The 25156-nt window shown below is 72.1% G+C and carries 23 protein-coding genes; 11 read left to right on the top strand and 12 right to left on the bottom strand.

Annotation, left to right across the window (positions count from 1 at the left end; translation table 11 throughout):
* The 8 genes from ACZJYS_RS10685 to mazG all read left to right on the top strand — a co-directional run.
* Positions 1–794, top strand: a 794-nt coding sequence (locus tag ACZJYS_RS10685) for a septal ring lytic transglycosylase RlpA family protein (protein WP_493177801.1), incomplete at its 5' end; no start/stop codon positions are given.
* Positions 795–853: 59 nt separating this feature from the next.
* A complete protein-coding gene (locus ACZJYS_RS10680; RefSeq protein WP_493177799.1) occupies positions 854–2065 on the top strand; it encodes a D-alanyl-D-alanine carboxypeptidase family protein in 1212 nt (403 codons plus the stop codon).
* Between the two features lies 1 nt (position 2066).
* Positions 2067–2705, top strand: coding sequence for a dTMP kinase (gene tmk, locus ACZJYS_RS10675; RefSeq protein ID WP_379634187.1), 639 nt, complete (start codon positions 2067–2069; stop codon positions 2703–2705).
* Positions 2702–3715 carry a DNA polymerase III subunit delta' gene (locus ACZJYS_RS10670; protein WP_379649804.1) on the top strand — a complete coding sequence of 338 codons (1014 nt, stop codon included), beginning with the start codon at positions 2702–2704 and terminating at the stop codon, positions 3713–3715. The genes tmk and ACZJYS_RS10670 overlap by 4 nt, the downstream gene beginning before the upstream one ends.
* An 11-nt stretch (positions 3716–3726) precedes the next feature.
* On the top strand, positions 3727–5298 hold the full coding sequence (metG, locus tag ACZJYS_RS10665; protein WP_493177795.1) for a methionine--tRNA ligase: 1572 nt from the start codon (positions 3727–3729) through the stop codon (positions 5296–5298).
* Complete coding sequence (locus tag ACZJYS_RS10660; RefSeq protein ID WP_493177792.1) at positions 5298–6068, top strand: TatD family hydrolase; 771 nt, start codon at positions 5298–5300, stop codon at positions 6066–6068. The genes metG and ACZJYS_RS10660 overlap by 1 nt, the downstream gene beginning before the upstream one ends.
* A 10-nt stretch (positions 6069–6078) precedes the next feature.
* Positions 6079–6873: an MBL fold metallo-hydrolase gene (locus tag ACZJYS_RS10655; protein WP_493177791.1), complete on the top strand. Its 795-nt coding sequence runs from the start codon at positions 6079–6081 to the stop codon at positions 6871–6873.
* A gap of 62 nt (positions 6874–6935) precedes the next feature.
* Positions 6936–7724 carry a nucleoside triphosphate pyrophosphohydrolase gene (mazG, locus tag ACZJYS_RS10650; RefSeq protein WP_493177789.1) on the top strand — a complete coding sequence of 263 codons (789 nt, stop codon included), beginning with the start codon at positions 6936–6938 and terminating at the stop codon, positions 7722–7724.
* A 30-nt stretch (positions 7725–7754) separates the two neighbouring features.
* Here mazG and ACZJYS_RS10645 read toward each other — a convergent pair whose 3' ends face one another.
* The 10 genes from ACZJYS_RS10645 to dusB all read right to left on the bottom strand — a co-directional run bounded on the left by ACZJYS_RS10645 (position 7755) and on the right by dusB (position 19532).
* Complete coding sequence (locus tag ACZJYS_RS10645; RefSeq protein ID WP_109518366.1) at positions 7755–8582, bottom strand: inositol monophosphatase family protein; 828 nt, start codon at positions 8580–8582, stop codon at positions 7755–7757.
* A gap of 17 nt (positions 8583–8599) precedes the next feature.
* Positions 8600–9958: a GTPase HflX gene (hflX, locus tag ACZJYS_RS10640; protein ID WP_379649858.1), complete on the bottom strand. Its 1359-nt coding sequence runs from the start codon at positions 9956–9958 to the stop codon at positions 8600–8602.
* A complete protein-coding gene (hfq, locus tag ACZJYS_RS10635; RefSeq protein ID WP_109518365.1) occupies positions 9936–10283 on the bottom strand; it encodes an RNA chaperone Hfq in 348 nt (115 codons plus the stop codon). The genes hflX and hfq overlap by 23 nt, the downstream gene beginning before the upstream one ends.
* A 119-nt stretch (positions 10284–10402) precedes the next feature.
* Positions 10403–11077: an HAD family hydrolase gene (locus ACZJYS_RS10630; RefSeq protein ID WP_493177784.1), complete on the bottom strand. Its 675-nt coding sequence runs from the start codon at positions 11075–11077 to the stop codon at positions 10403–10405.
* A complete protein-coding gene (locus tag ACZJYS_RS10625) occupies positions 11074–11946 on the bottom strand; it encodes a D-amino-acid transaminase (protein WP_493177781.1) in 873 nt (290 codons plus the stop codon). The genes ACZJYS_RS10630 and ACZJYS_RS10625 overlap by 4 nt, the downstream gene beginning before the upstream one ends.
* A gap of 130 nt (positions 11947–12076) precedes the next feature.
* Positions 12077–13471: a nitrogen assimilation response regulator NtrX gene (gene ntrX, locus ACZJYS_RS10620; RefSeq protein ID WP_109518362.1), complete on the bottom strand. Its 1395-nt coding sequence runs from the start codon at positions 13469–13471 to the stop codon at positions 12077–12079.
* Entirely contained in the window at positions 13461–15710 is a 2250-nt protein-coding gene (locus ACZJYS_RS10615) for a sensor histidine kinase NtrY-like (RefSeq protein WP_493177777.1), read from the bottom strand. Before ACZJYS_RS10615 ends, ntrX begins: the two co-directional genes overlap by 11 nt.
* A gap of 86 nt (positions 15711–15796) precedes the next feature.
* The gene (gene ntrC, locus ACZJYS_RS10610) at positions 15797–17236 is read right to left on the bottom strand and encodes a nitrogen regulation protein NR(I) (RefSeq protein ID WP_109518360.1); all 1440 of its coding nucleotides are present in this window, start codon (positions 17234–17236) and stop codon (positions 15797–15799) included.
* A complete protein-coding gene (locus tag ACZJYS_RS10605; protein ID WP_493177774.1) occupies positions 17233–18429 on the bottom strand; it encodes a two-component system sensor histidine kinase NtrB in 1197 nt (398 codons plus the stop codon). The genes ntrC and ACZJYS_RS10605 overlap by 4 nt, the downstream gene beginning before the upstream one ends.
* Positions 18430–18437: 8 nt before the next feature.
* Positions 18438–19532, bottom strand: coding sequence for a tRNA dihydrouridine synthase DusB (gene dusB, locus ACZJYS_RS10600; protein WP_493177772.1), 1095 nt, complete (start codon positions 19530–19532; stop codon positions 18438–18440).
* 162 nt (positions 19533–19694) lie between these two features.
* Between dusB and ACZJYS_RS10595 the strand changes: the two genes are divergently transcribed.
* Both ACZJYS_RS10595 and ACZJYS_RS10590 read left to right on the top strand, forming a co-directional pair.
* The gene (locus ACZJYS_RS10595) at positions 19695–20186 is read left to right on the top strand and encodes a DUF305 domain-containing protein (protein ID WP_493177771.1); all 492 of its coding nucleotides are present in this window, start codon (positions 19695–19697) and stop codon (positions 20184–20186) included.
* 60 nt (positions 20187–20246) lie between these two features.
* Positions 20247–21407, top strand: coding sequence for a bifunctional 2-C-methyl-D-erythritol 4-phosphate cytidylyltransferase/2-C-methyl-D-erythritol 2,4-cyclodiphosphate synthase (locus ACZJYS_RS10590; RefSeq protein ID WP_109518357.1), 1161 nt, complete (start codon positions 20247–20249; stop codon positions 21405–21407).
* Positions 21408–21416: 9 nt separating this feature from the next.
* Here ACZJYS_RS10590 and ACZJYS_RS10585 read toward each other — a convergent pair whose 3' ends face one another.
* Both ACZJYS_RS10585 and trpS read right to left on the bottom strand, forming a co-directional pair.
* On the bottom strand, positions 21417–23198 hold the full coding sequence (locus ACZJYS_RS10585; RefSeq protein WP_493177768.1) for a putative bifunctional diguanylate cyclase/phosphodiesterase: 1782 nt from the start codon (positions 23196–23198) through the stop codon (positions 21417–21419).
* Between the two features lie 180 nt (positions 23199–23378).
* Positions 23379–24380, bottom strand: coding sequence for a tryptophan--tRNA ligase (gene trpS / locus ACZJYS_RS10580; RefSeq protein ID WP_109518355.1), 1002 nt, complete (start codon positions 24378–24380; stop codon positions 23379–23381).
* Between the two features lie 198 nt (positions 24381–24578).
* On the opposite strand from trpS, the gene panC reads away from it, so the two are divergent.
* Positions 24579–25156, top strand: a 578-nt coding sequence (gene panC, locus ACZJYS_RS10575; RefSeq protein WP_493177765.1) for a pantoate--beta-alanine ligase, incomplete at its 3' end; no start/stop codon positions are given.

Here is a 25156-nt window from a genome sequence, read left to right as displayed (position 1 = left end):
GCGAGCCCTATGCGATGGGCGGCGTCTGGTCCTACCCGCGCGAGGATTTCACCCTGCGCGAGACCGGCCTCGCCGTGGTGGCGGCTGATGCCCGCGCCGGCCGCCGCACCGCCAATGGCGAGATCCACGACCCTGGCCTGCTGATGGCGGCGCACCGCACCGTGCAGCTCCCCGCCATCCTGCGCGTCACCAACCTGGAGACGGGGCGCGAGATCCTGGTCCGCGCGAACGACCGCGGCCCGGCCCGGCCGGGGCGTGTGCTGGAGCTGTCCCGCCGCGCCGCCGCGCTGCTGGGCCTGCCGGAGGGCGGCACGGCGCAGGTGGCGCTGGCCATCGAGGCCGAGCCCTCCCGCCGCCTCGCCGCCGCGCTGCCGCAGCCGGAGGGCACGCGGCTGGAGATCGCCGCCGCGCCGCGCGGGCCGGTGCAGAGCGAGGCGCTGGCGCCGCCGCCCGGCAGCCGCGCGGCGCCCCTGCGCGCCCTCTCCGGCCGGGCCGCCGCCACCGCCCCGGAGGAGGCGCCGCCGGCACCGCCGCCCGAGCGCCTGCCGGAGACCCTGTGGCAGGGCCCCGCCCGGCCGGGGCGGCTCTACCTGCAGGCCAGCACCTTCCTCAGCCGTGCCGACGCGCAGCGGCAGGCGGCGCGCATCGGCGCGCGGGTGGAAGGCACGGGCCGCCCGGGGCGGCCGGAATACCGGGTCCGCCTTGGCCCCTTTGCAACCGTCGCCGAGGCGGATACAGCCCTTGAGCGGGCACTCCGTTCGGGCGTATCCGATGCCCGTATCCTGATCGACTAGCGGCCTGCCCGCAGGCCGTGGTCCACCGCAGTTCCAGACTGAACGAGGAGATTTCCGCGATGCCGCTTCGCCGCGAACTGCTGGGCGGTGCCGCCGCGGTCCTGGCCGCCGGCCCGCTCGCCACGCCTGGCCTGGCGCAGCAGCGTCGTCCCGCCGGCCGCGCCGCCGCGCCCGCCGGGCCGCCGACCTCGCCCGCCAGCACGCCCCTCGGCCCGGTGGACACCATCGCCCGCCAGGCGCTGCTCGTGGACGCCGACACCGGCGCCGTGCTGCTGGAGAAGAACGCGGACGAGCGTATGCCGCCTTCCTCCATGTCGAAGCTGATGACCATGTATGTGGTCTTCGACATGCTGAAGCAGGGCCGGCTGCGCCCCGACCAGGCCCTGCCGGTGAGCGAGCGCGCCTGGCGCATGGGCGGCTCCAAGATGTTCGTCGAGCTGGGCAGCAGCATCAAGGTCGAGGATCTGGCGCGCGGCGTCATCATCCAGTCGGGCAACGACGCCTGCGTGGTGCTGGCCGAGGCGATCAGCGGCAGCGAGCAGCAATTCGCCGAGCTGCTGAACGAATACGGCAAGCGCATCGGGCTGAAGGACAGCAACTTCCGCAACGCCACCGGCTGGCCTGACCCCGAGCACCGCATGACCTGCCGGGACCTCGCCATCCTGGCCTCCCGGCTGATCCACGACTTCCCGGACCACTACAGCATCTACAGCGAGCGCGCCTTCCGCTGGAACGACATCAACCAGGAGAACCGCAACCCGCTGCTCGGCCGCGTTCCCGGCGCCGATGGCCTCAAGACCGGCCACACCGAGGATGCCGGCTACGGCCTGACCGGCACGGCCAAGCGCGGCGAGCGCCGGCTGATCCTGGTGGTGAACGGCCTGCCCTCGATGCGCGCGCGCGGCGAGGAATCCGAGCGGCTGATCGAGTGGGGCTTCCGCGAGTTCGAGAACGTGGTGCTGTTCCGCGCCGCCGACACGGTGGAGGCCGCGCCGGTCTATCTGGGCGAGGCGCCGACCGTGCCGCTGGTGGGCGGCAAGGACCTGGTGCTGACCCTGCCGCGCCAGTGGCGCCGCAACCTGCAGGTGACGCTGCGCTACAACGGGCCGATCCCGGCGCCGATCGCCAAGGGGCAGGAGGTGGGCCAGCTCGACATCGCCGGGCAGGGCGTGCCGCCCATGGTGATGCCGCTCTACGCGGGGGCCGATGTCGGCAAGCTCGGCCTGATCCCGCGCATTCCGGCGGTGATCTCGCGCATGGTCTCGGGCTGAGGTGAGGAGGGTCGAACCCGGCGTCTTCATCACGCTGGAGGGCGGGGAAGGGGCCGGCAAGACCACCCTAGCGCGTGCCCTGGCGGCCCGCCTCGCCGCCGCCGGCCTGCCCGTGCTGCGCACCCGCGAGCCGGGCGGCGCGCCCGGCGCCGAGCTGCTGCGCGGCCTGATGCTGGGCGGCGACATCGCCTGGGACCCGGTGGCCGAGGCCATGCTGATGTTCGCCGCGCGGCGGGAGCATCTGGCCAAGACCATCCGCCCCGCGCTGGAGGCCGGCATCTGGGTGGTGTGCGACCGCTTCGCGGATTCCACGCTCGCCTACCAGTGCCATGGCCATGGGCTGGACCGCGCCGTGTGGGAAGGGCTGGCGCGCGTGGCGCTCGGCGATTTCGCGCCGGACCTCACCCTGGTGCTGGACCTGCCGCCCGAGGCCGGCATGGCCCGTGCCCTCGGCCGCGGCGCGCCGGACCGTTTCGAGCGGCTGGGCGCGGATTTCCATGCCCGGGTGCATGAGGGGTTCCAGGCCATCGCCGCCGCCGAGCCGGGGCGCTGCGCCGTGCTGGACGCCACGCAGCCGCCGGAAGTCCTGGCCGGGGCCGCCGCCGCCCTGCTGCGGGAGCGGCTGGGGGCGCCGCTGTGATTCCGCCCGAGCCCCGCGCCAACCCCGAGCTGCGCGGCCACGACCACGCCGCCGCCGCCCTGGCCGAGGCTGCCGGCGCCGGCCGGCTGCACCATGCCTGGCTGCTGGCCGGGCCGCGCGGCGTCGGTAAGGCGACGCTGGCCTACCGCTTCGCCCGCTGGCTGCTGGCGGAGCGGCCGGCCGGCGTGGCGGAGGAGGCGCCGCTCTACCTGCCGCCCGCCCATCCGGTGTTCCGCCGCATCGCCGCCGGCGGGCATGCGGACCTGCGGGCGCTGGCGCCCAATGCCGGCGAGCGCGGCGTGAAGCTGATGATCCGCGTGGACGAGGTGCGGCAGGTGCCGCGCTTCCTGGGCCTCACCGCCGCCGAGGGCGGCTGGCGCATCGTCATCGTCGAGCAGGTGGAGGCGATGAACGCCGAGGCGCAGAACGCCCTGCTCAAGACGCTGGAGGAGCCGCCCGCCCGCGCCCTGCTGCTGCTGACCACCGCGGCGCCGGACCGGCTGCTGCCCACCATCCGCAGCCGCTGCCGCCGGGTGGATCTCTTCCCGCTGCCGCCGCCGGAGATGGAGGCGCTGCTGGCCGGCTGGCTGCCCGATCTGGCGCCGGAGCAGCGCGCCGTGCTGGCGCGCATCGCCGGCGGCGCGCCGGGCCGCGCCCTGCAACTGGCCGAGGGCGACGGACTGCTGCTGCACAAGAGCGTGGAGAACTTCCTCGCCACCCTGCCACACCCCGACCCGCGCGCCCTGCACGCCCTGGCCGACACGCTGGCGGCGAAGCGCGACGGCAGCGCCTATGTCACCTTCATGGAGCTGCTGCGCACGTCGCTCGGCGAGGCGATTCGCGCCGCGGGCCGCGGCCAGCCGGCGCCTGCCTGGATCGCCACCCGCCCGCTTGCCCAATGGGCGACGCTGTGGGACACCCTGGGCCGCCTGGCCGATGAGACCGAAACCCTGAATCTGGACCGCAAGCAGGCGGTGCTGAGCGGTCTCTCGCAGCTGGCCTCGCGTTGAGGACCTTGATCATGACCGGCGAGCGCCGCTCCATCTACCTGACCACGCCCATCTACTACGTCAACGACAAGCCGCATATCGGCCACGCCTACACCTCGCTGGCGGCGGATGTGCTGGCGCGCTGGCACCGCATGTCGGGCCATGACGTGCACTTCCTGACGGGCACGGATGAGCACGGGCAGAAGGTGGAGAAGGCGGCCGAGGCACGCGGCATGGACCCGCAGCTTTTCACCGACACGGTGAGCCAGAGCTTCCGCGAACTGGCCGTTCGGATGAACTACTCCAACGACGACTTCATCCGCACCTCGGAGGAGCGCCACAAGCGGGCCTGCGCCGCGCTGTGGCAGCGGCTGGAGGCGAATGGCGAGATCTATCTCGGCCATTACGAGGGCTGGTACGCGGTGCGCGACGAGGCCTTCTACGGCCCGGACGAGATCACGGAGAAGGATGGCCAGAAATTCGCCCCCACCGGCGCGCCGGTGGAGTGGGTGAGGGAGCCTTCCTACTTCTTCCGCCTGTCGCAGTGGCAGGAGAAGCTTCTCGCCTTCTACGAGGCCAACCCGGACTTCATCGCGCCGCAGACCCGCCGCAACGAGGTGATGAGCTTCGTCAAGAGCGGCCTGACCGACCTCTCCATCTCCCGCACCTCCTTCAAATGGGGCGTGAAGGTGCCGGGGGACGAGGCGCATGTGATGTATGTGTGGCTCGACGCGCTGACGAACTACATCACCGCGCTCGGCTATCCTTCTGAATCTGAAGCATTGTGGCGATTCTGGCCGGCGGATGTGCATTTCGTCGGCAAGGATATCCTCCGGTTCCACGCCATCTACTGGCCGGCCTTCCTGATGGCCGCCGGCCTGCCCACGCCCCGCCGCGTCTTCGCCCATGGCTGGTGGACCAATGAGGGGCAGAAGATCTCCAAGTCGCTCGGCAACGTCATCGACCCCCTGGCGCTGATCGACGAGTTCGGGCTGGACCCGGTACGCTTCTTCCTGCTGCGCGAGGTGCCCTTCGGCCAGGATGGCGACTTCCAGCGCAAGGCGCTGGTCGGCCGCCTGAACGGCGAGCTGGCCGATGCGCTGGGCAACCTCGCCAATCGCACCCTCAGCCTGATCCAGCGCAATTGCGAGGGCACGCTGCCGGCGCCCGTGGCGGCGCTGACCGAAGCCGACACCGCCTTCCTGACGGCCACCGGCCATGCCGACGCCGCCGGCAGCCCCGCCTGGCTGGTGGAGAAGGTCGATGCCCTGCTGAACGAGCAGAAATTCGACGCCGCGCTGACGTTGATCTTCACGTCCATCCGCGAGGCCAATGGCTACATCACCCGCGAGCAGCCCTGGGCGCTGAAGAAGACCGACCTGGCGCGGATGCGCGACGTGCTGCGCCACCTGCACGACGCGCTGCGCGTCTTCGCCACGGTGCTGCGGCCCTTCATGCCGGAGACCATGGAGAAGCTGCTCGACCAGCTCGCCGTGCCGGCCGGGGCGCGCGACCTCGCGGCGCTGACCACGCCACTGCCGGAGGGGGTGGCGCTGCCGCCGCCCAGCCCGCTGTTCCAGAAGATCCAGGATGCCGCCGCCTGATGCTCGTCGATAGCCACTGCCACCTCGACCACTTCTCCGAGGCCGAGATCGAGGACATCCTGCGCCGCGCCGCCGAGGCGGGGGTGGGCGAGATGGTCACCATCGGCGTGCGCATGGCGCAGGCCAAAACGGTCAAGACGATAGCGCAACGATTTGCCCAGGTCTGGGGCACGGTCGGCGTGCATCCGCAGAATGTGGGCGAGGGGCCGCTGCCGGAGGTGGCCGAGATCGTCGCCGCCGCCGACCACCCGAAGGTCATCGGCATCGGCGAGAGCGGGCTCGACTACTTCTATGACAAGGCGCCGCGCGAGGTGCAGCAGGAGGGCTTCCGCCGCCACATCCGCGCCGCGCGCGAGACCGGCCTGCCGCTGGTGGTGCACGCCCGGGACGCGGATGCGGACATTGCCGCCATCCTGCGCGAGGAGCGCGCTGACGGGCCGTTCGACTTCCTGCTCCACTGCTTCAGCTCCAGCCGCAAGCTGGCCGAGGAAGCGGTTGAAATGGGCGGATACCTGTCCTTCTCCGGCATCCTGACCTTCCCGAAGTCCCAGGAGATCCGCGACATCGCGCGCGACATGCCGGCGGACCGGCTGCTGGTGGAGACGGACAGCCCGTATCTGGCGCCGGCGCCCTATCGCGGCAAGCGCAACGAACCCTCCTACGTGCCGCACACCGCCCGCGTGCTGGCCGAGGTGCGCGGGCTGAGCCCCGAAGCGATGGCCGAGAGCACCACGGCCAATTTCCGCCGCCTGTTCAAGAAGGCTGCGTAGGAGCTTGAACTTGAAGGTTACCATCCTCGGCTGCGGCGGCTCGGCGGGGGTGCCGATGCTGGGCGGCCCGGATGGCGCGGGCGATTGGGGCGCTTGCGACCCCGCCGAGCCGCGCAACCGCCGCGGCCGTTCCTCCATCCTGATCGAGGCGCCGGATGGGCAGCGGCTGCTGATCGACGCCGGGCCGGACCTGCGCAACCAGCTCCTGGCCAACCGCATCGGCCGGGTGGATGCGCTGCTCGTCACCCATGGACATGCCGACCACATCATGGGGCTCGACGAGTTCCGGCCGCTCAACCGGGCGATCGGCGCGGCCATCCCGGTCTATGCCACCGAGATCACCCTGGAGGAGCTGAAGGCCCGCTTCGACTATGCCTTCCGCGCACCGACGCCGCCGGCCTTCTTCCGCCCGGCGCTGACGCCGATCCCGGTGCGGCCCGGCCAGGTGGTGGAGGCGGCGGGGCTGCCCGTGCAGCTCTACCGCCAGGACCACAAGGTGATGGAGACGCTCGGGCTGCGCATCGGCAACTTCGCCTATTCCACGGACGTGGTGCGGATGCCGGAGGAGAGCCTGGAGCAGTTGCACGGTCTCGACACCTGGGTGGTGGGCTGCTTCCAGCGCCGGCCGCATGCGGTGCATGCGCATCTGGACCTTGTTCGGGAGTGGGTGGAGAGGCTGCGCCCACGCCGGACGGTGTTGACGCATATGGGGCATGACCTCGACTGGTCCTGGCTTGGACAGAACCTGCCTGAGGGGATTGAGGCTGCGCATGACGGGTTGATCCTCGATGTCCTGGCCTCCTGAGAATTGTCATAATCTTCCTTATACGTTTTGCGTGAACCACCCTGCCGACGAGGATTCCCGCCTTGGATGACGCCTCCGCCGCGCTGAACCGCCTCCTCTCCATCATGGCCCGGCTGCGCGCCCCCGATGGCTGCCCCTGGGACCGGGAGCAGGACTTCGCCTCGATCGCGCCCTACACCATCGAGGAGGCCTATGAGGTGGCGGATGCCATCCAGCGCGCCGACATGCCGGCGCTGCAGGACGAGCTGGGCGATCTGCTGTTCCAGGTCGTCTATCACGCGCAGATGGCGCGCGAGGCCGGCGCCTTCGACTTCACGGCGGTGGCCGACACCATTTCGGAGAAGATGATCCGCCGCCATCCGCATGTCTTCGGCGAGGCCGCGGCGCGTGACACGGAAGGCCAGGTGCAGGCCTGGGAGGTGCAGAAGCAGGCCGAGCGCGCCGCCCGCGCCGAGACCGGCACCCTGGCCGGCATCCCCACCGCCCTGCCCGCCCTGACCCGCGCCGCCAAGCTGACCCGCCGCGCCGGCCGCGTCGGCTTCGACTGGCCGGATGCCGAGGCGGTGCTGGACAAGCTGGCCGAGGAAACCGCCGAGCTGCGGGCCGAGCTGCCCGGCGCCGATCGCGCCCGGCTGGCGGACGAGCTCGGCGACATGCTCTTCGTGCTGGCCAACCTCGCCCGCAAGCTGGACCTCGACCCCGAGGCCTGCCTGCGCGGCGCCAACGCCAAGTTCGAGCGCCGCTTCAACGCGGTGGAGAGCCGCCTCGCGGCCCAGGGCCAGAGCCCGGCCGATGCCGGGCTGGAGCGCATGGAGGCGCTCTGGCAGCAGGTGAAGCAGGCCGGAGGCTGAGGAAGGGGCGCTGGCGCGCCCCTCCCGCCGTCAGGCGCCGAACAGCGCCTCTCGGACCGCGCCCCAGCTCGCCTTGTCCGGCGCGGCGATGAGGCCGCCGGCGGTGTGCTCGGGGCGGTACTCGCTGCCGTCGAAGCGGGCGCTGTAGCCGCCGGCCTCGCGGTGCAGCAGCCAGCCCGGCAGGTGGTCCCAGGGCATCAGCTTGTTGTAGACCACCACATGCGCGTTGCCGCTGGCCACCAGCCGGTACTCATGCGCGGCGCAGCGGAACTGCACCCCGCCGGCGAAGCGCGGCAGCCGCGCCGTCAGCTGCGAGCGCACCGGCTCGGCGATATAGGTCCAGGAGACGCCGGCGATCATCTGGTTCACCGGCACCGGTGCCGCCACGCGCAGATCCGTGCGGTGCCCGTCCGGCGCCTCGATCCAGGCGCCCTCGCCGCGCAGCGCGATGGCGGTGTCGTCGCCCATCGGGTCGTGGATCCAGGCGGCGACGACCTCGCCCTTCACCACGGCGGCCGCCATGCAGCCGAACAGCGGCACGCCGGCAGCGAAGTTCGCGGTGCCGTCCACCGGGTCCACCACGAAGGCGAGGTCCGCCCCGGCCAGCCGGCCCAGCACGGCGGGGTCGGCGGCGCAGGCCTCCTCCCCCACCACCACGCAGCCGGGGAAGCGCTCGGTCAGGGCAGCGGTGATGACCCGCTCCGCCGCCTCGTCCGCATCCGTCACCAGGTCCGTGGCGCTGCTCTTGGCGCGGATGGCGCCGCTCGCCAGGCGGCGGAAGCGCGGCTTGATCTCGGCCAGCGCGGCGTCACGCAGCAGGGTGGCGATCTCGGTCGCCATCCGTTCGTTGAAGCGCATTCTATTCCCTGTCGCGGTCAGTTCTGCTGCTCGAAGCGGGCACGGTCAGTGGGGGTCAGGCGGACGCTGAGGCGGATGCTCGCCTCCCCATCCTCGCGCGTCAGCACCTCGCCATGCTGGTAGAGCCAGGCCAGCCGGGCGCCGTCGGTGGTGGGGAGGGTGTAGTCCACCGTCTCCATCCCCGCCGCCAGCCGGGCGTCGAGCGCCGCGCGCAGCGCCTCCAGCCCCTCCCCCGTCAGCGCCGAGACGGCGACCGAGGTGGCATCGTCCGCCCCCGGCACATCCGCCACGCCGCCCAGCAGGTCGGCCTTGTTCAGCACCTCGATGGTGCGGGCGGGCCAGTTCTCGTCCAGCGCCGGGTCGGGGCCGGTGGCCATCTCGTTCAGCACGCCCATGACGTCGGCCCGCTGGGCGCTGGTGTCCGGGTGCGCCACGTCCCGCACATGCAGGATGATGTCGGCCGAGGCCACCTCCTCCAGCGTGGCGCGGAACGCCTCGATGAGCTGCGTCGGCAGGTCGCTGATGAAGCCCACCGTGTCGGACAGGATCACCGTGCGGCCCGAGGGCAGCCGGATGGCCCGCATGGTCGGGTCCAGCGTCGCGAAGAGCTGGTCCTGCGCGAAGACGCCGGCGCCGGTCAGCGCATTGAACAGCGTGGACTTGCCGGCATTGGTGTAGCCCACCAGCGCCACCACCGGGAACGGCACGCGGGTGCGCGCCGCGCGGTGCAGGCCACGGGTGCGCCGCACCTGCTCCAGCTCGCGCTTGAGCTTGACGATCCGCTCGCCGATCAGCCGGCGGTCGATCTCGATCTGGCTCTCGCCCGGGCCGCCGAGGAAGCCGAAGCCGCCGCGCTGCCGCTCAAGGTGTGTCCAGGAGCGGACGAGGCGGGTGCGCTGGTATTCCAGATGCGCCAGCTCGACCTGCAGCGAGCCCTCGCGCGTGCGGGCGCGCTCGCCGAAGATCTCCAGGATCAGCCCGGTGCGGTCGATCACCTTGCAGCCCCAGGCGCGCTCCAGGTTGCGCTGCTGCACGGGGCTCAGCGCGGCATCGACGACGACGACGCCGATCTGGTGCTCGTCGATGGCTTCGCGCGCCATCTCCACCTGCCCCTCGCCCAGCAGCGTGGCGGGGCGGCGGGCGCGCAGCGGGAACACCGCGCTGTGCACGATGGTCAGCCCGATCGAGGCGGCGAGGCCGACGGCCTCGGCCAGCCGTGCCTCGGCCGCACGGCTGGCGGCACGGGCCTCGGGAAAGGGCACAATGCCCTCGGCGCCGCCAGGGCGCGTCGGGCGTTCGAAAGGCAGCAGAACCGCGGCGAGGGTGGGCTTGCCGCCCGTCGCCGCGTTGTTCTCAGTCGGAGGAGCCGACAGGATTGACCTCACGTTGCAATGTCATGGTGCCTTCACGCGTCACGGCCACGGAGCCGCCCTGGGCGGGAGCGCCCTGGGTGGCACCGGAGCCGGCCGCTGCGGCATCGAACAGCATGATCGGCGCGCCCGGCATGACGGTGCTAATGGCGTGCTTGTAGACCAGCTGGGTGTGACCGTCCCGGCGCAGCAGGACGGAGAAATTGTCGAACCAGGTGATGATGCCCTGCAGCTTCACGCCATTGACCAGAAAGATGGTCACCGGCGTCTTGCTCTTGCGGACATGGTTCAGGAAGACATCCTGAACATTCTGGGACTTCTCGGCGGCCATGGGCTCGGTCCTTCTTTTTCTTGGCGAGCCACCTTTGGGCGGGCGGCGTTGTGCCGGCCTTCACCCTGGCATGGGGCTCCGCCCCGGCAGGCGGTGTGCCTGTCGGTTCGCCCGCAAGATCACGCAGGGAGGGGGGTTTTGGCAAGGCCGCGTAGACATCTGGCGAGCGCATGGCCGTCTGTAAAGAGGGCATCGGGTGCCAGAGCGGCCACGCCGCCATCATGCGCGGCATCGCCCAGCAGCACGGCGGAGCAGCCGGCGGCCCGCGCCGCCTGCATGTCCACCCCCGTATCGCCGATGAACCAGACTTCCGGCCCCGGCGCCACGCCAAGACGCTCCAGCGCCAGCAGCACGGGTGCCGCGGCCGGCTTGTCCGCCACGGCATCCCCCGCCCCCACCACGGCGCCGAAGCGCGCCGCCCAGCCCAGATGCGCCGCCTCCGCCCGCAGGATCGGCCCCTGCTTGTTGGAGACGATGCCGAGCGGCCAGGGGCCCGCGGCCTCCAGCGCCTCCGGCGTGCCGGCGAGCGGGATCAGCACCTCCAGGTGGCGGGCCCGCACCTCGGCGTAGAACAACTCCCGCGCCCGCTCCCACTCGGCGCCGAAGATGGCGGGGAAGGATTCACGGAGCGAGAGGCGGGCGCGCGCCCGCACCTCCTCCCGGCTCCATTCCGGCAGGCCGAAGCCGCGCAGCGCGGCGTTCATCCCCGCCTGCACGCCGGCCCAGGCATCGACCAGCGTGTTGTCCCAGTCCCACAGGATCGCCCGCGGGCGGGGCAGCGGGGCCTGGCTCACGCCGCGTTCTTCACCGCGCCCTTCACATGGCGCGCGAAGATGTCGAAGAGCTGGCGCACCACCGGGCCGGGCTTGCCGTCGCCCACATCCTGCCCGTCGATCCTGACGATCGGCTTCACGAAGGAGGTGGCGGAGGTGATGAAGGCCTCCCGTGCGCGGCGCATCTCCTCCAGCGTGAAGGGCGCCTCGGAGAAGCCGATGCCGGCCTCCTTCAGCTCGGCCATCAGCGCGCCGCGGGTGCAGCCGGGCAGAATGTCGTGCGAGAGCGGGCGGGTGCGGATGGTGCCGTGCTCGTCGACGATCCAGAAGCTGGTGGCGGCGCCCTCGGTGACGACGCCGGTGGCCTCCTCGAACAGGATGGCCTCCACCGCGCCCTGCTCGCGCGCCGCCTGGCGGGCCAGCACGTTGGGCAGCAGGTTGATGCTCTTGATGTCCCGCCGCGCCCAGCGCAGGTCGGGCATGGTGATCGCCGCCGCGCCCCAGTTGTCCACGCTCGCCGGATAGGGCGCGATGCGCTTGACGGTGACGACCAGCGCCGGCGGCACGGGCCTGGCCGGGAACGGGTGGTCGCGCCGCGCCACGCCGCGCGTCACCTGCATGTAGAGCAGCCCCTCGGTCACGCGGTTGCGGCGCGCCACCTCCTGCAGCACGTGGGAAAGCGCTTGGCGCGTCAGCGGCATCGGCAGGCGGATCTCGCGCAGCGAGCGCTCCAGCCGGTCCAGGTGCCGGTCCTCGTCGACGAAGCGGCCATTGTAGAGATGGACCACCTCGTAGATGCCATCGCCGAACTGGTAGCCGCGATCCTCGACATTCACGCTGGCCTCGCGCTGCTGGACGTAGCGGCCGTTGACATAGGCGATGCGGGACATGCCCTGACTCTCTTCCTCGTGGTTCGCAGGAGGGGCGCAGCTTCGCGCCATCGGCGCGGCGCGGCAATGGGCGCAGGGCGCAAAAAAGCCGGGAAGGCACCCCTCCCCGGCCCCGCCACGCCGTCTCGCCTCAGGCCGGCGCGGCGCGGTCCTCGGCCTGCACGCCCAGGAACTTCAGCTTGCGGTGCAGCGCGCTGCGCTCCATGCCGACGAAGTTCGCCGTGCGGCTGATGTTGCCGCCGAAGCGCAGCAGCTGCGCCTCCAGGTACTGCCGCTCGAACAACTCCCGCGCCTCGCGCAGCGGCAGGGTCATGATCTCGGAGGAGCGGTCGAGCTTCAGCGCGGCGGGCGCGGCCGAGCCCACCTCGGGCGGCAGCATCTCCGGGCGGATCGGCTCGCCGGGGCCGCCCGGCGCCATGATCAGCAGCCAGTCCACCAGGTTGCGCAGCTGGCGCACATTGCCGGGCCAGTCATAGGCCTGCATCGCCGCCAGCACGTCCTCGGACAGCTCGCGCGCCGGCACGCCGGAGGTCTCGGCCGAGCGGGCCATGAAGTGCCGCGCCAGCGCCGGCACGTCCTCCCGCCGCTCGCGCAGCGAGGGCACGCGCAGCGGCACCACGGCGAGGCGGTAGTAGAGATCCTCGCGGAAACGCCCGGCGGCGATCTCGGCGGAGAGGTCGCGGTTGGTGGTGGCCAGCACGCGCACATCCACCTTCACCCGCGTGGCGCCGCCGACGCGCTCGAAGCCCTGCTCCTGCAGCGCGCGGACGATCTTGCCCTGGGTCTCCAGCGGCATGTCCGCCACCTCGTCCAGCAGCAGCGTGCCGCCATGGGCGCGCTCCAGCACGCCGGCGCGGCGTGGCGCGCCATCCGGCCCGGCCTCGACGCCGAACAGCTCCTCCTCGAAGCGGCCCGGGTTCAGCGTGGCGCAGTTCAGCGCGACGAAGGGCTCGTTGGCGCGGCGGGAGCGGGCATGGATCATCCGCGCCGCCACCTCCTTGCCGGCGCCGGCGGGGCCCGAGATCAGCACCCGGCTGCCGGTGGGCGCCACGCGGTCGATGGCGCCGCGCAGCTGGCCGATCAGCGAGGAACTGCCGAGCAGCTCCGTCTCCGGGCCGGCGCGCAGCTTCAGCTCGCTCACCTCGCGCTTGAGGCGCGCCGCCTCCAGCGCCCGCTCGGCGATCAGGATCAGCCGGTCGGACTTGAAGGGCTTCTCGATGAAGTCGTAGGCGCCCTGCTGGATCGCCTGCACCGCAGTCTCGATGGTGCCGTGGCCGGAGATCATCACCACCGGCACCTGCGGCTCCTCGCGCTGCATCGCTTCCAGGATGCCGAGCCCGTCGAGGCGCGAATTCTGCAGCCAGATGTCGAGGATGACGAGGTTGGGCCGGCGGGCGCGGAAAGCCGCCAGAGCGCTGTCCGAATTCTGCGCGACGCGGGTGTCGTAGCCCTCGTCCGACAGGATACCCTCGATCAGCGCACGGATGTCCGGCTCGTCATCGACGATCAGGATATCATGCGCCATGCCGTTGCATCTCCGTAGTCTTTCCTGCCATGTCCGTCCCGGGATCCTCCGGCACACCGCGCAGGGGCAGCACCAGCGCCGCACGGGTACCACGCACGACGCCGTCCTTCGTTGCCTCCCGCTCGGCCAGCAACAGCCGTCCGCCATGGTCCTCCATGATCTTCTTGACTATGGCAAGACCAAGGCCGGTCCCTTTTGGTTTATGTGTCACATACGGTTCCGTGAGCCGCTCCCGCTCCTCCCCCTGCGGCAGGCCGACGCCATTGTCCTCCACCGCCAGCGTCACCCACTCCCCCTGCGGCTCCACCGACAGGATGATGGCACCCGGAGCGGGCTCCAGCCCCTCCGCCGCCTCGGCCTGGAGGCGGGCGGCGACGGCATCGGCGGCGTTGGCGAGGAGGTTGGTCAGCGCCTGGCCGATCAGCCGCCGGTCGCAGGGCACGCGCGGCAGATCCTCCGGGATGCGGGTGGTGTAGACGAAATCGTGATGCGCGTTCTGCTGCAGGATCAGCGCCTCCCGCGCCACCTGCGCCAGCGGCTCGGGGCGGATCACCGGCTGCGGCATGCGCGCGAAGGCGGAGAACTCGTCCACCATCCGCCCGATATCCCCCACCTGCCGCACGATGGTGTCGGTGCAGGCCTTGAAGGTCTCGGGGTCGGACTGGATCTCCTTCAGGTAGCGGCGCTTCAGCCGCTCGGCGGAGAGCTGGATCGGGGTGAGCGGGTTCTTGATCTCGTGCGCGATGCGCCGCGCCACGTCGGACCACGCCGCCTTGCGCTGGGCCGAGAGCAGCTCCGTGATGTCGTCGAAGGTGACGACGAAGCCCACCACCTCGCCGCGCTGCGTCTCGGCGCCGATGCGGGCCATCAGGGTGCGCCGCTCGCTGGCGGGGCCGATGCGGATCTCGCCCATGCGCGGCCGGTCCGGCGCCGCCAGCACCGGCTCCAGCAGCGGCGCGAATTCCGGCGCCACCTGCACCAGCGGCACGCCCAGCTCGTTCTCCAGGTCCAGCCCCAGCAGCTCGCCGGCGCGGCGGTTGGGCAGGTTGATGCGGCCCTCGATGTCCAGCCCCACCACGCCGGCCGAGACGCCGGAGAGCACCGTCTCGGTGAAGCGGCGCCGCTCGTCGATCTGCCGGTAGGCCTCCATCAGCTCGCTGCGCTGGGCGGCGAGCTGGTTGGTCATGCGGTTGAAGGCGCGGCTGAGGGAGCCGACCTCGTCATCCCCCTGCCCCTCGATGACGCGCACCGAGAGGTCGCCGCCGCGCACCCGCTCCGCCGCCACGATGAGGCGGGAAAGCGGGCGGGCGATCTGGTTGGCGATGACCAGGCCGATCAGCACCGCCGCCATCAGCACCAGCAGCGCGGCGATGGCGAAGATCATCGCGAAGGTGACCTGCAGGCCGGAACGGTTGCGGTCGAGCTGGTCGTATTGCTGGAAGGCCAGCTCGGTGCGCTGCATGTGCTCGATGACGCCCGGATCGACGGGCCGGCCGATCAGCAGCATCAGCCCGGGGCCGATATCCAGCTCGACGAGGGCGCGCACCCGCCCCTCCTCCGTCTCGCCCGGCAGCACCGCCACCTCGCCGCTGCGCGCCACCTCCATGGCCCAGGCGGGCAGCGGGCTGAGCACGGCGGTGGTGGTCAGCCCGGCATGGCTCACCACGCGGTTCAGCACCGGCTCGAAGACGATCGATTCCGTCAGGCCGCGCAGCGCCGTGTGGCTGGCCAGGATGCGGGCGAAGACATACTGGTTGTCGTCCAGCAGGCGGCCGTTGCGGTTGAGGTCGGCGGCCATGGCCAGCGCGTCGGCGCGGATGGTGTTGCGGTGCTCGTCCAGATAGGCGCGGGAGGCGACGAGGCTGGCCTCCAGCGTTTCGCGCACGCGGTCGCTGAACCAGGCCTGGATGCCGAGGTTGAAGAACACGGCGGCGAAGGTGGCCACCAGCAGCGCCGGCACCACCGCCACCACGCTGAACAGCATGACCAGCCGCACATGCAGGCGGGAGCCGGCCGAGCCGCGCCGCCGCTCCGCCCACATCCGCACCAGCCGGGCCGTGAGCGAGACGAGCAGCAGCAGCAGGAAGGCGGCGTTGATCAGCACCATGGCCACCACCTGCCCCGGCCGCGTGGGCCCGAAGGGGCTGCCACCGGAGAGCAGGGTGAAGGTGCCGATGCCGAGCAGCAGGGCGCCGACGGCCAGACCGAGCGTCATGGCGCGGCCGAACAGCAGGTCCATCAGCCGCCGCGCCCAGGAGGGCCTCGGCGCCGGCTGGGAGGGAGGCTGGCCCTCCCCCCCGCGCCCGGGGCGGGAGGACGTGTCGCTCACGACAGGCCGCGCACCACGGGCAGGTCCAGCTCGCGGATCTTCTTGCGCAGGGTGTTGCGGTTGAGGCCGAGCATGGCGGCGGCCTTGATCTGGTTGCCGCGCGTGGCGGCCAGGGCGAGGCGCAGCAGCGGCCGCTCCACCTCGGCCAGCACCCGCTCATAGAGGTCGCGCACCGGCAGCCCGTCCTTCTGCGCGGCGACGAAGGAGGAGAGGTGGCGCTCCACCGCCTGCTCCAGCGTCTCCGGCGTGCGAAGCTCCAGCTCGGCCAGCGGCTCCGCCTCGGCCAGCTCGGCGGCCACGGCATCGGCACCGATCACCTCCTGCGGATACAGCGCCGCGAGGCGCCGCATCAAATTCTCCAGCTCGCGGGCATTGCCGGGCCAGGCATGCTGCCGCAGCCGGTCCACCGCCCCCTGGTCGAGCTGCTTGGAGGGCAGGCCGGCGGATTTGGCGCGGTCCAGGAAGTGGCGCGCCAGCAGCGGTATGTCCTCGATCCGCTCGCGCAGCGGCGGCAGGCGGATGGGCACCACGTTGAGCCGGTAGAACAGGTCCTCGCGGAACATGCCGCTGCGGATCGACTGCCGCAGGTCGCGGTGCGTCGCCGCCACGATGCGGACATTGGCCTTGATCGGGTTGCGGCCGCCGACGGTGGTGAACTCCCCCTCCTGCAGCACGCGCAGCAGCCGGGTCTGCGCCTCGGCCGGCATGTCGCCGATCTCGTCGAGGAACAGCGTGCCGCCCGCCGCCTGCTCGAAGCGGCCGACGCCGCGCGCCAGCGCCCCGGTGAAGGCGCCCCGCTCATGCCCGAACAGTTCGCTCTCGATCAGCTCGCGCGGGATGGCGGCCATGTTGATGGCCACGAACGGCCCGGTGCGGCGGCGGCCATAGTCGTGCAGGGCGCGCGCCACCAGCTCCTTGCCGGTGCCGCTCTCGCCGGTGATCATCACCGTCAGGTCGGTCGTCGTCAGCCGCGCGACGGTGCGGTAGATCTCCTGCATGGCCGGGCTGCGCCCGACCAGCGGCAGCCGCTCCTCCTCGTCCTCCGCCGCGGCCGGCACGGCCACGGCGGGCGCGGTCAGCGCGCGGGCGACCACGGCCAGCAGCTCCTTCAGGTCGAAGGGCTTGGGCAGGTACTCGAAGGCGCCGCGCTGCGCCGCCTTCACCGCCGTCATGAAGGTGGACTGGGCGGACATCACCACCACGCGCAGCTCCGGCCGCACGCGCCGGATGCGCGGCACCAGGTCCAGCCCGTTCTCGTCCGGCATGACGACATCGGTGATGACGAGGTCGCCGGCCCCCTCCTCCACCCAGCGCCACAGCGTGGCGGCGGAGGAGGTGGCCCGGACGGTGTAACCGGCGCGCCCGAGCGCCTGGGAGAGCACGGTGCGGATGGCCCGGTCGTCATCGGCCACGAGGATGGTGCGTGAGTCGGTCATTCGTCTCGGATCTTGCGCGGGGCGGGAAGGTCGGCGGGGCACATCGGCAGGGAGATGCGGAAGACGGTGCGGCCGGGCCGCGTATCGCACTCGATCAGCGCGCCCATGTCGGCCACCAGCTTGGCCACCAGCGCGAGGCCCAGCCCCTGCCCGCCCCGCTTGGTGGTGACGAAGGGCTCCCACAGGGTGGAGGCCACCTCCTCCGGGATGCCGGGACCGTTGTCGCGCACGCTCACCTGCAGCGGCACGTGCACCCGCTCGCGCGAGCCCGGGATGGCGATGCGCACCCCATGGTGATAGGCGGTGGAGAGATGGATCTCGCCGCCCTGCGGGTCCACCGCCTCAGCCGCGTTCTTCACCAGGTTGAGCAGGATCTGCACCAGCAGGTCGCGGTTGCCGAGCACGGCGGGCAGCGAGGGGTCGTAATCCTCGGTGATGCGCAGGTGGCTGGCGAAGCCGCGCGCGGCGATGCGCCGCACATGGTCCAGCACCTCGTGGATGTTCACAGCCGCGCGCTCCACCGGGCGCTCGGAGAACATCTCCATCTTCTCGACCAGGGTGCGGATGCGGTCCGCCTCGTCCTGGATCAGGGTGCACAGCTCGCGGTCCGCCTCGCTGGCGGACTGCTCCAGCAGCTGCGCGGCGCCGCGGATGCCGCTCAGCGGGTTCTTCACCTCATGCGCCAGCATCTCCGCCATGGCGGAGGCGCCGCGCGCCGCGCCGCGGAAGTTGAGCTGCCGGTCCAGCCGCTGCGCCTTGCTGCCATCCTGCAGCGTCAGCACCACGGCGCCGGGCATCTCCGGCAGCGGCGCGCCATGGGCGGCGACGCCGGTGCGGTGCAGGCGCGGGCTCTCCAGCGTCAGGTCGTGGTCGGAGACCGGCGCGTCCAGCACCCGCACCTGGCCCACCAGCGCAAAGAGCCGGCTGTCGGGCGGGATCAGGTCGGAGAGCTTCATCTGCGCCAGGGTGCCGGCGGAGAGCTGGAAGAACTGCTCGGCCGCCGGGTTGGCGAAGCGGAAGCGCTCCGCCTCGTCCAGCACCACCATGGGCACCGGCAGGGCGGAGAGCAGCGCCAGGGAATCCGGCAGCGGCCGGCTCTCGGCGGCGGCCGCCAGAGGGGCCGGCGAGGTGGCCGGCGGGTTGGCCGGGGATGCTGCCGGCGCGGCCGGGCGGCGGGGGGCCGTGCCCGTCATGGCGGCGCTCATGCGGCCAGGGAATCCATCCCCGACTCCGCGCCCGCCTCGCGGTAGGTGTCGCGCACCGCCTCCACCCCCTGCTCGATCAGCGGCAGGTAGAACTCCGCCAGCAGCGCCTCGGCCGCGGCCTGCGTCTCGGCCTGGTTCACCTTCACGCGGAACTCGGCCGAGCCGGGCAGGCCCTTGGAATACCAGGCCAGGTGCTTGCGGGCGAGGCGCACGCCGGGGTGGCTGCCATGGTGCTCCAGCATCGCCCGGTAGTGGCGCAGCACGATGTCGTACTGGGCCGCGAGGTCGGGCTCGGGCAGCGGATCGGCGCCGGTCAGGTGGGCGGCGGTGCGGGCCAGCAGCCAGGGCCGGCCATAGCAGCCGCGCCCGATCATCACGCCATCGGCGCCGGACTGGCGCAGCGCCTCAGCGGCGTGCTCCGGCGTCAGGATGTCGCCATTGACGATGACGGGGATGGAGACCGCCTGCTTCACCTTGGCCACAAAGGCCCAGTCGGCGGTGCCGGTGTAGAGCATCTGCCGGGTGCGGCCGTGCACCGTCACCAGCCGGATGCCGCATTCCTCGGCGATCTTCGCCAGGCGCGGGGCGTTGAGGCTGTTGTGGTCCCAGCCCATGCGCATCTTCAGCGTCACCGGGCCGGGCACGGCCTTCACCACCGCCTCCAGGATGCGGGCGGCGCCGATCTCGTCGCGCATCAGCGCGCTGCCGGCCTGCTGGCCGATCGCCACCTTCTTCACCGGGCAGCCGAAATTGATGTCGACGATGGCGGCGCCGTGGTCCACCGCCAGCTTCGCCGCCTCGGCCATCACCGCCGGGTCGCAGCCGGCCAGCTGCACGCTGGTCGGGCCGCCGAATCCGTCCACCTCGGCCATCTTCAGCGTCTGCCGGTTCTCGCGCACCATGGCCTGGCTGGCGATCATCTCGCTCACCACCATCGGCGCCTGCAATTCGCGGCAGAGCCGGCGGAAGGGCAGGTCCGTGACGCCGGACATGGGCGCCAGGATCACCGGCGCATCGATGCGGATCGGCCCGACCATGATCGGCCGCAGGCGCGGCGTGGTCGCCGGGGAGGAGGTGGGGGCGATGCTCATGATTTGGGCAATCTAGTGGCGTAACCCGCTGGCGTCCATGCGCAACCGCCCAGCAGGGGGGCAAAACCCGGCCATGCGCCCGGCGCAGGGCAATGCCGGCCGCATCCCGCGCCCGCAGGCGGCGTTGCAAGGGCATCCCCCGCCCCGAGAAGGAGCCGCGCGATGAGCTATGCCCGCTTCGCCGCGATGATCGTCACCTCCACCATCGTGATGTTCGGCCTGATGTACCTGAACACCTATGCGCTGGATCATGTGTTCTTCAGCCAGACGCGGGGCTGGATGGCGCTGCTGATGGGCGCCACCATGGCCATCGTCATGCTGCTCTTCATGCTGGGCATGTACCGCAGCCGGGCGGCCAATGCCGGCATCCTGGCCGGGGCGGCGCTGGTCTTCGCCGGCTCGCTCTGGATGGTGCGCAGCCAGGCCACGGTGGACGACCTCTCCTACATGAAGGCGATGATCCCGCACCATTCCATCGCCATCATGACCAGCGAGCGCGCCCATATCCGCGACCCGGAGGTGCGCGCCCTGGCCGATGCCATCATCGACGCGCAGCGCCGGGAGATCGGCGAGATGAAGGCCATGATCGCCCGGCTGGAGCAGGCCCCCACCCCCGCCGGCGCGCCGGACCTGCCGCCCGCCGGCGGCCGCTGAGCCCCAACCGCGCCCACGCCCCCCTGGGCGCCGGGCGCCACTGCGGCTAGGGTCCGCGCCATGCGTGTGATCGCCCTCCTGATGGCCGCCGGCCGTGGCAGCCGCTTCGGTGCCGACGTGCCGAAGCAGTACCTCCCCTTGTTCGGCCGCCCCGTGCTGCGCCACGCCGCCGAGGCCCTACTGGCCGATGGCGGCGTGGACGCCCTCCTCCCCGTGGTGCCGGAGGGCGAGGCGGAGGCGGTGTCCGCCCTGCTCGCCGGCCTGCCCTGCCTGCCGCCCGTCACCGGCGGCGCGACGCGGCAGGAAAGCGTGCGGCGCGGCCTCGAATCGCTGGCCGCCGATCCGCCCCGGATCGTGCTAGTGCATGACGCGGCCCGGCCCGTGGTGCCGCGCGGCACGGTGGCGGCGCTGCTCGGCGCCCTGGCCGCCGAGGTGCCGCAGGACCTGATGGGCGCCATCCCCGCCCAGCCGGTGAGCGACACGCTGAAGGTGGGCGCGGGCGGGCGGGTGCTGCGCACCGTGCCGCGCGCCGGCCTCTACCGGGCGCAGACGCCGCAGGCCTTCCGCTACGCCGCGCTGCTGGACGCGCACCGCGCCGCGCGCGAAGAAGCCACCGACGACGCCGCCCTGCTGGAGGCGGCCGGGCTGCAAGTGGCCCTGCTGCCCGGATCGGAGAGCAACCTGAAAGTGACCTACCCCGAGGACCTGGCCCGCGCCGAGGCCGCCTTGCTGCCGCGCTACCTGCCCGCCATGGGCACCGGCTTCGACGTGCACCGGCTGGTGGAGGGCCGCCCCCTCGTGCTGTGCGGCCTGACCATCCCGCACCCGCTGGGGCTGGACGGGCATTCGGACGCCGATGTCGGCCTGCACGCGCTGTGCGACGCCATCTACGGCGCGCTGGCCGAGGGCGATATCGGCCGCCACTTCCCGCCCAGCGAGGCGGAGTGGAAGGATGCCGACAGCGCCCGCTTCCTGCGCCACGCCGCCGGCCGCGTGGCGGCGCGCGGCGGCATCATCACCCATACGGACGTGACGCTGATTTGCGAGCGCCCGAAGATCGGCCCGCACGCCGATGCCATGCGGGCGCGGCTGGCGGAGCTGATGGGCATTGCCGTGGACCGCGTCTCGGTGAAGGCCACCACCACCGAGCGGCTCGGCTTCACCGGGCGCGGCGAGGGAATCGCCGCCCAGGCGGCGGCGACGTTGCTGCTGCCCGCCTGAGGCGCGGCCTCAGGCGGCGGCGCGGACGCCGGCGCGCAGCCAGTCGCGCAGCGCCGGCTCGGCCATGGGGCGGGCGATGAGGTAGCCCTGCGCCTCCTCGCAGCCATGCCCGGCCAGGAAGTCGAGCGCCGCCTGGTCCTCCACCCCCTCGGCCACGACGCGGTGGCCGAGGTCGTGCGCCAGCTGGATCATGGTGGCTACCAGCCGCTGGTCCCGCGCGCTGGCGGACAGGCCGCGGATGAAGGACTGGTCCAGCTTGACGATGTTGGCGGGCAGGGTCTGCAGATAGGAGAAGGTGCTGTAGCCGGTGCCGAAATCGTCGATGGCGATATCCACCCCCACCGCCCGCAGCGCCCGCAGCTGGGCCAGCGCCGCGTCGCCGTTGCGCATCAGCGCGCTCTCGGTGAATTCCAGCTCCAGCGCCTGCGGCTCCAGCCCATGCTCCTCGAGCGCCTCCATCAGGTGCCGCGTGAAATCCGGCTCGGCCAGGTTCAACGCCGAGACGTTCACCGAGAGACGCAGGCCAAGCACGTCCCGCCGCAGCGCGGCGAGTTGCGCGGCGGCGCGGCGGATGACCCACCGCGTCACCGGCTGCGTCAGCGCCGTCTGCTCGACCAGCGGGATGAACTCGCCGGGCGAGATGGCGCCCAGCTCCGGATGGCACCACCGCAGCAGCGCCTCGGCGCCCTGGCAGGCGCCGCCGGCGATCTCGATGCGTGGCTGAAACATCAGGCTGAGTGAGTCCGGCGCCGCCAGGGCAGGCACCAGATCGGCCAGCAGGCGCAGGCGGCGGCGGCTGCGCGCGTGGCTGTCGGCGCTGTAGAGGGAGGCGCCGCTGCCGGCGCTGCGGGCCTCATCGGCGGCGCTGGCCGCGGCGTGCAGCACATCGTCCGCGCTGCCCTGGCCGGGCTGGAACGTGGCGATGCCGAAGGTGGGCGTGGCCTTCACCGGCACCTCGCCGAAGGGCACGGGTGCCGCGAAGGCCTCCTCCAGCGCCGCCACCGCCTGCTGCCACCCCCCCGGGCGGGTGGCTTCCAGCAGCGCCAGGAAGGCGCAGCCGCCGATATGGTACAGCCCGTTGCGGCCGCCCAGGGTGCGCACCAGCACCTCGGCGCCATGCCGCGCCACCGCCTCCACATAGGCCGGCCCCAGCACCGTCACCGCCTGGCCGAACTGGCTGGAATGGGAGAGGTCCACCATCAGCGCCACCCCGTACGCCGCCGCCTCCACCACCGGGCGGGCGGCGAACTCGTCGAGGAACTGCAGCCGGTTGGGCAGGCCGCTCACCGGGTCGATGCGGCCGAAGGCGTGCTCCAGCTCCACCTGCGCCATCACCATGGCGGCGAGGTCGGTGAGAGACTGCATCTCGGCGGGGGAGATCTCGCGCGGGACGGTGTCGAGCACGCACATGGCGCCGAGCCCCAGCCCCTCGCGCGTCAGCAGCGGTGCGCCGGCGTAGAAGCGGATGCCCGCCCGCACCAGCGGGCTGCCGGCGAAGCGTTCATCCTCCAGCATGTCCGGCACCACCAGCATCTGCCCGGAGGTGCTGACCACGGCGCAGGGCGCCTGATGGCGCGGAAGCTCCTGGCCCGCCGTGCCGATGGCGGATTTGAACCATTGCCGGTGGCTGTCGGTCAGCGAGACGGCGGCCACGGGCGCGCCCAGCATCTGGCTGGCCAGGCGCGTGATGCGGTCGTAGCTCTCGCTGGGGGGCGTCTCCAGCAGGTTCAGGGCGCGCAGCGCATCCAACCTGCGGCGCTCTTCCGCGGGCAGGGGCGAGAAGAGGGACATGAGGCATCCTCGGGCAGTCAGGAGAGCAGGCTGCAAAACGCGCCATCCTGGCTGCCTGGAACCTGAGCGCGGCCGGGACCGGCCGTCCACCCGAGAATGGCGGAAAAGATGTTAATGGACTGTGATCCGCCCCTCCTCCGCCGCTTCACGGGTGCGGGAGCGGCGGAAGGAGCGGCGGCTTCAGGCGCGCGGCAGGAAGCCCACCAGCGCCTCGGCCTTCTGCACGATCGGCTCGGCGATGGCGGCGGCCTTGTCGGCGCCCTGGCGCAGCGCGGCGTCCACCGCGCCCGGGTCGTCCAGCAGCCGCTGCATCTCCGCCTGGATCGGGCCGAGATGCGCCACCAGCGCGTCGGTCAGCACGCCCTTGAAGGTGCCGAAGCCCTGCCCCTCGTGCTGGCGCAGCACCGCGTCCGGCGTGGTGCCGGTGATGGCGGCGAGGATACCCACCAGGTTGCGCGCCTCGGGCCGCGCCTCCAGCCCCGCCATCTCGGCCGGCAGCGGCTCGGGGTCGGTCTTGGCGCGGCGGATCTTGAGCGCGATGGTGTCCGCGTCGTCCGTCAGGTTGATGCGCGACTGGTCGGAGGGGTCCGACTTGCTCATCTTTTTGGTGCCGTCCCGCAGGCTCATCACCCGCGCGGCGACGCCCTGGATGATCGGCTCGATATGCGGGAAGAACTCCACGCCGTAGTCGTGGTTGAACTTCTCGCCGATGTCGTTGGCCAGTTCCAGGTGCTGCTTCTGGTCCTCGCCCACCGGCACGCGGGTGGCGTGATAGGCGTGGATGTCGGCCGCCATCAGGTTGGGATAGACATAGAGGCCGGCGCCGGCGTTCTCGCGGTCCTTGCCGGCCTTGTCCTTGAACTGCGTCATGCGGTTCAGCCAGCCGATGCGCGCCACGCAGTTGAACAGCCAGGCGAGGCGCGTATGGGCGTGCACATGGCTCTGCACGAACAGGGTGCATTTGTCCGGCGTCACGCCGCAGGCGATTAGGGCGGCGGCCATCTCGCGCGTCTGCCGCGCCAGGGTCTTCGGGTCGAAGGGCTGGGTGATCGCGTGCAGGTCCACCACGCAGTAGATGCACTCATGGTCATCCATCATGGGCACCCAGTTGCGGATGGCACCCAGATAGTTGCCGAGGGTGGGGATGCCGGAGGGCTGGATCCCGGAGAACACGCGCTGCATCGTCGAACCTTTCGCGCCTGGGCAGGCGGGGGTGATCCCGCGCGGCGGCCCCTGCGTCAAGCCGCCCCATCAAGACACCGCATCAGGCCCCCGCGTCAGGCGGCCGCCGCGCGGCGCCGGTTGCGCCGGGCGGGCGAAGGCGGCAGGAGAGGCCGCCGGCCAGGAACGGCCGGCCATCATCGGGAGGATCGGAATCGCATGCGGGTCGAGCGGGAACTGGAAGGGCTGCGTGCGGCCACGGGCGCGTGGCGGGCGGCGGGGCGGCGCATCGCGCTGGTGCCCACCATGGGGGCGCTGCATGACGGGCACCTGGCTCTGGTGGCCGAGGCGCGGCGGCGGGCCGAGATCGTCATCACCTCCATCTTCGTCAACCCGCTGCAATTCCTGGCGCATGAGGACCTGGCCCGCTACCCGCGCGACGAGGCAGGCGACCTGGAGAAGCTGCGCGCCGCCGGCTGCGACCTGGCCTGGATGCCCACGCCGGCGGTGATGTACCCGCCCGGCGCCGCCACCGTGGTGGAGCCCGCCGGCCCGGCCGAGGGCTGGGAGGGCGATGAGCGCCCCGGCCATTTCCGCGGCGTGGCCACCGTCTGCACCAAGCTGTTCATGATGACCGGCGCCGACGTGGCGGTGTTCGGCGAGAAGGACTGGCAGCAGCTCCAGGTCATCCGCCGCGTGGTGGCGGATCTGCACCTGCCGCTGGAGATCGTCGGCCTGCCCACGGTGCGCGACGCCGACGGGCTTGCGCTCTCCTCCCGCAACCAGCGCCTCTCGCC

The sequence above is a fragment of the Roseomonas sp. TS2 genome, from assembly GCF_058833935.1.
The sequence above is the reverse complement of the archived record's forward strand: the minus strand, read 5'-3'. Positions and strand labels throughout refer to the sequence as shown.

What these genes read in the sequence shown, in the direction of transcription:
- ACZJYS_RS10605 (WP_493177774.1), bottom strand. Translation starts at nt 18,429, where the DNA reads ATGACGGGCACGGCCCCCCGCCGCCCGGCCGCGCCGGCAGCATCCCCG.
- ntrC (WP_109518360.1), bottom strand. Translation starts at nt 17,236, where the DNA reads ATGACCGACTCACGCACCATCCTCGTGGCCGATGACGACCGGGCCATC.
- trpS (WP_109518355.1), bottom strand. Translation starts at nt 24,380, where the DNA reads ATGCAGCGCGTGTTCTCCGGGATCCAGCCCTCCGGCATCCCCACCCTC.
- ACZJYS_RS10595 (WP_493177771.1), top strand. Translation starts at nt 19,695, where the DNA reads ATGAGCTATGCCCGCTTCGCCGCGATGATCGTCACCTCCACCATCGTG.
- ACZJYS_RS10680 (WP_493177799.1), top strand. Translation starts at nt 854, where the DNA reads ATGCCGCTTCGCCGCGAACTGCTGGGCGGTGCCGCCGCGGTCCTGGCC.
- ACZJYS_RS10615 (WP_493177777.1), bottom strand. Translation starts at nt 15,710, where the DNA reads ATGGACCTGCTGTTCGGCCGCGCCATGACGCTCGGTCTGGCCGTCGGC.
- hfq (WP_109518365.1), bottom strand. Translation starts at nt 10,283, where the DNA reads ATGGCCGCCGAGAAGTCCCAGAATGTTCAGGATGTCTTCCTGAACCAT.
- ACZJYS_RS10645 (WP_109518366.1), bottom strand. Translation starts at nt 8,582, where the DNA reads ATGCGCTTCAACGAACGGATGGCGACCGAGATCGCCACCCTGCTGCGT.
- dusB (WP_493177772.1), bottom strand. Translation starts at nt 19,532, where the DNA reads ATGAGCATCGCCCCCACCTCCTCCCCGGCGACCACGCCGCGCCTGCGG.
- ntrX (WP_109518362.1), bottom strand. Translation starts at nt 13,471, where the DNA reads ATGGCGCATGATATCCTGATCGTCGATGACGAGCCGGACATCCGTGCG.
- ACZJYS_RS10660 (WP_493177792.1), top strand. Translation starts at nt 5,298, where the DNA reads ATGCTCGTCGATAGCCACTGCCACCTCGACCACTTCTCCGAGGCCGAG.
- ACZJYS_RS10585 (WP_493177768.1), bottom strand. Translation starts at nt 23,198, where the DNA reads ATGTCCCTCTTCTCGCCCCTGCCCGCGGAAGAGCGCCGCAGGTTGGAT.
- ACZJYS_RS10590 (WP_109518357.1), top strand. Translation starts at nt 20,247, where the DNA reads ATGCGTGTGATCGCCCTCCTGATGGCCGCCGGCCGTGGCAGCCGCTTC.
- metG (WP_493177795.1), top strand. Translation starts at nt 3,727, where the DNA reads ATGACCGGCGAGCGCCGCTCCATCTACCTGACCACGCCCATCTACTAC.
- ACZJYS_RS10625 (WP_493177781.1), bottom strand. Translation starts at nt 11,946, where the DNA reads ATGTCCCGCATCGCCTATGTCAACGGCCGCTACGTCCAGCAGCGCGAG.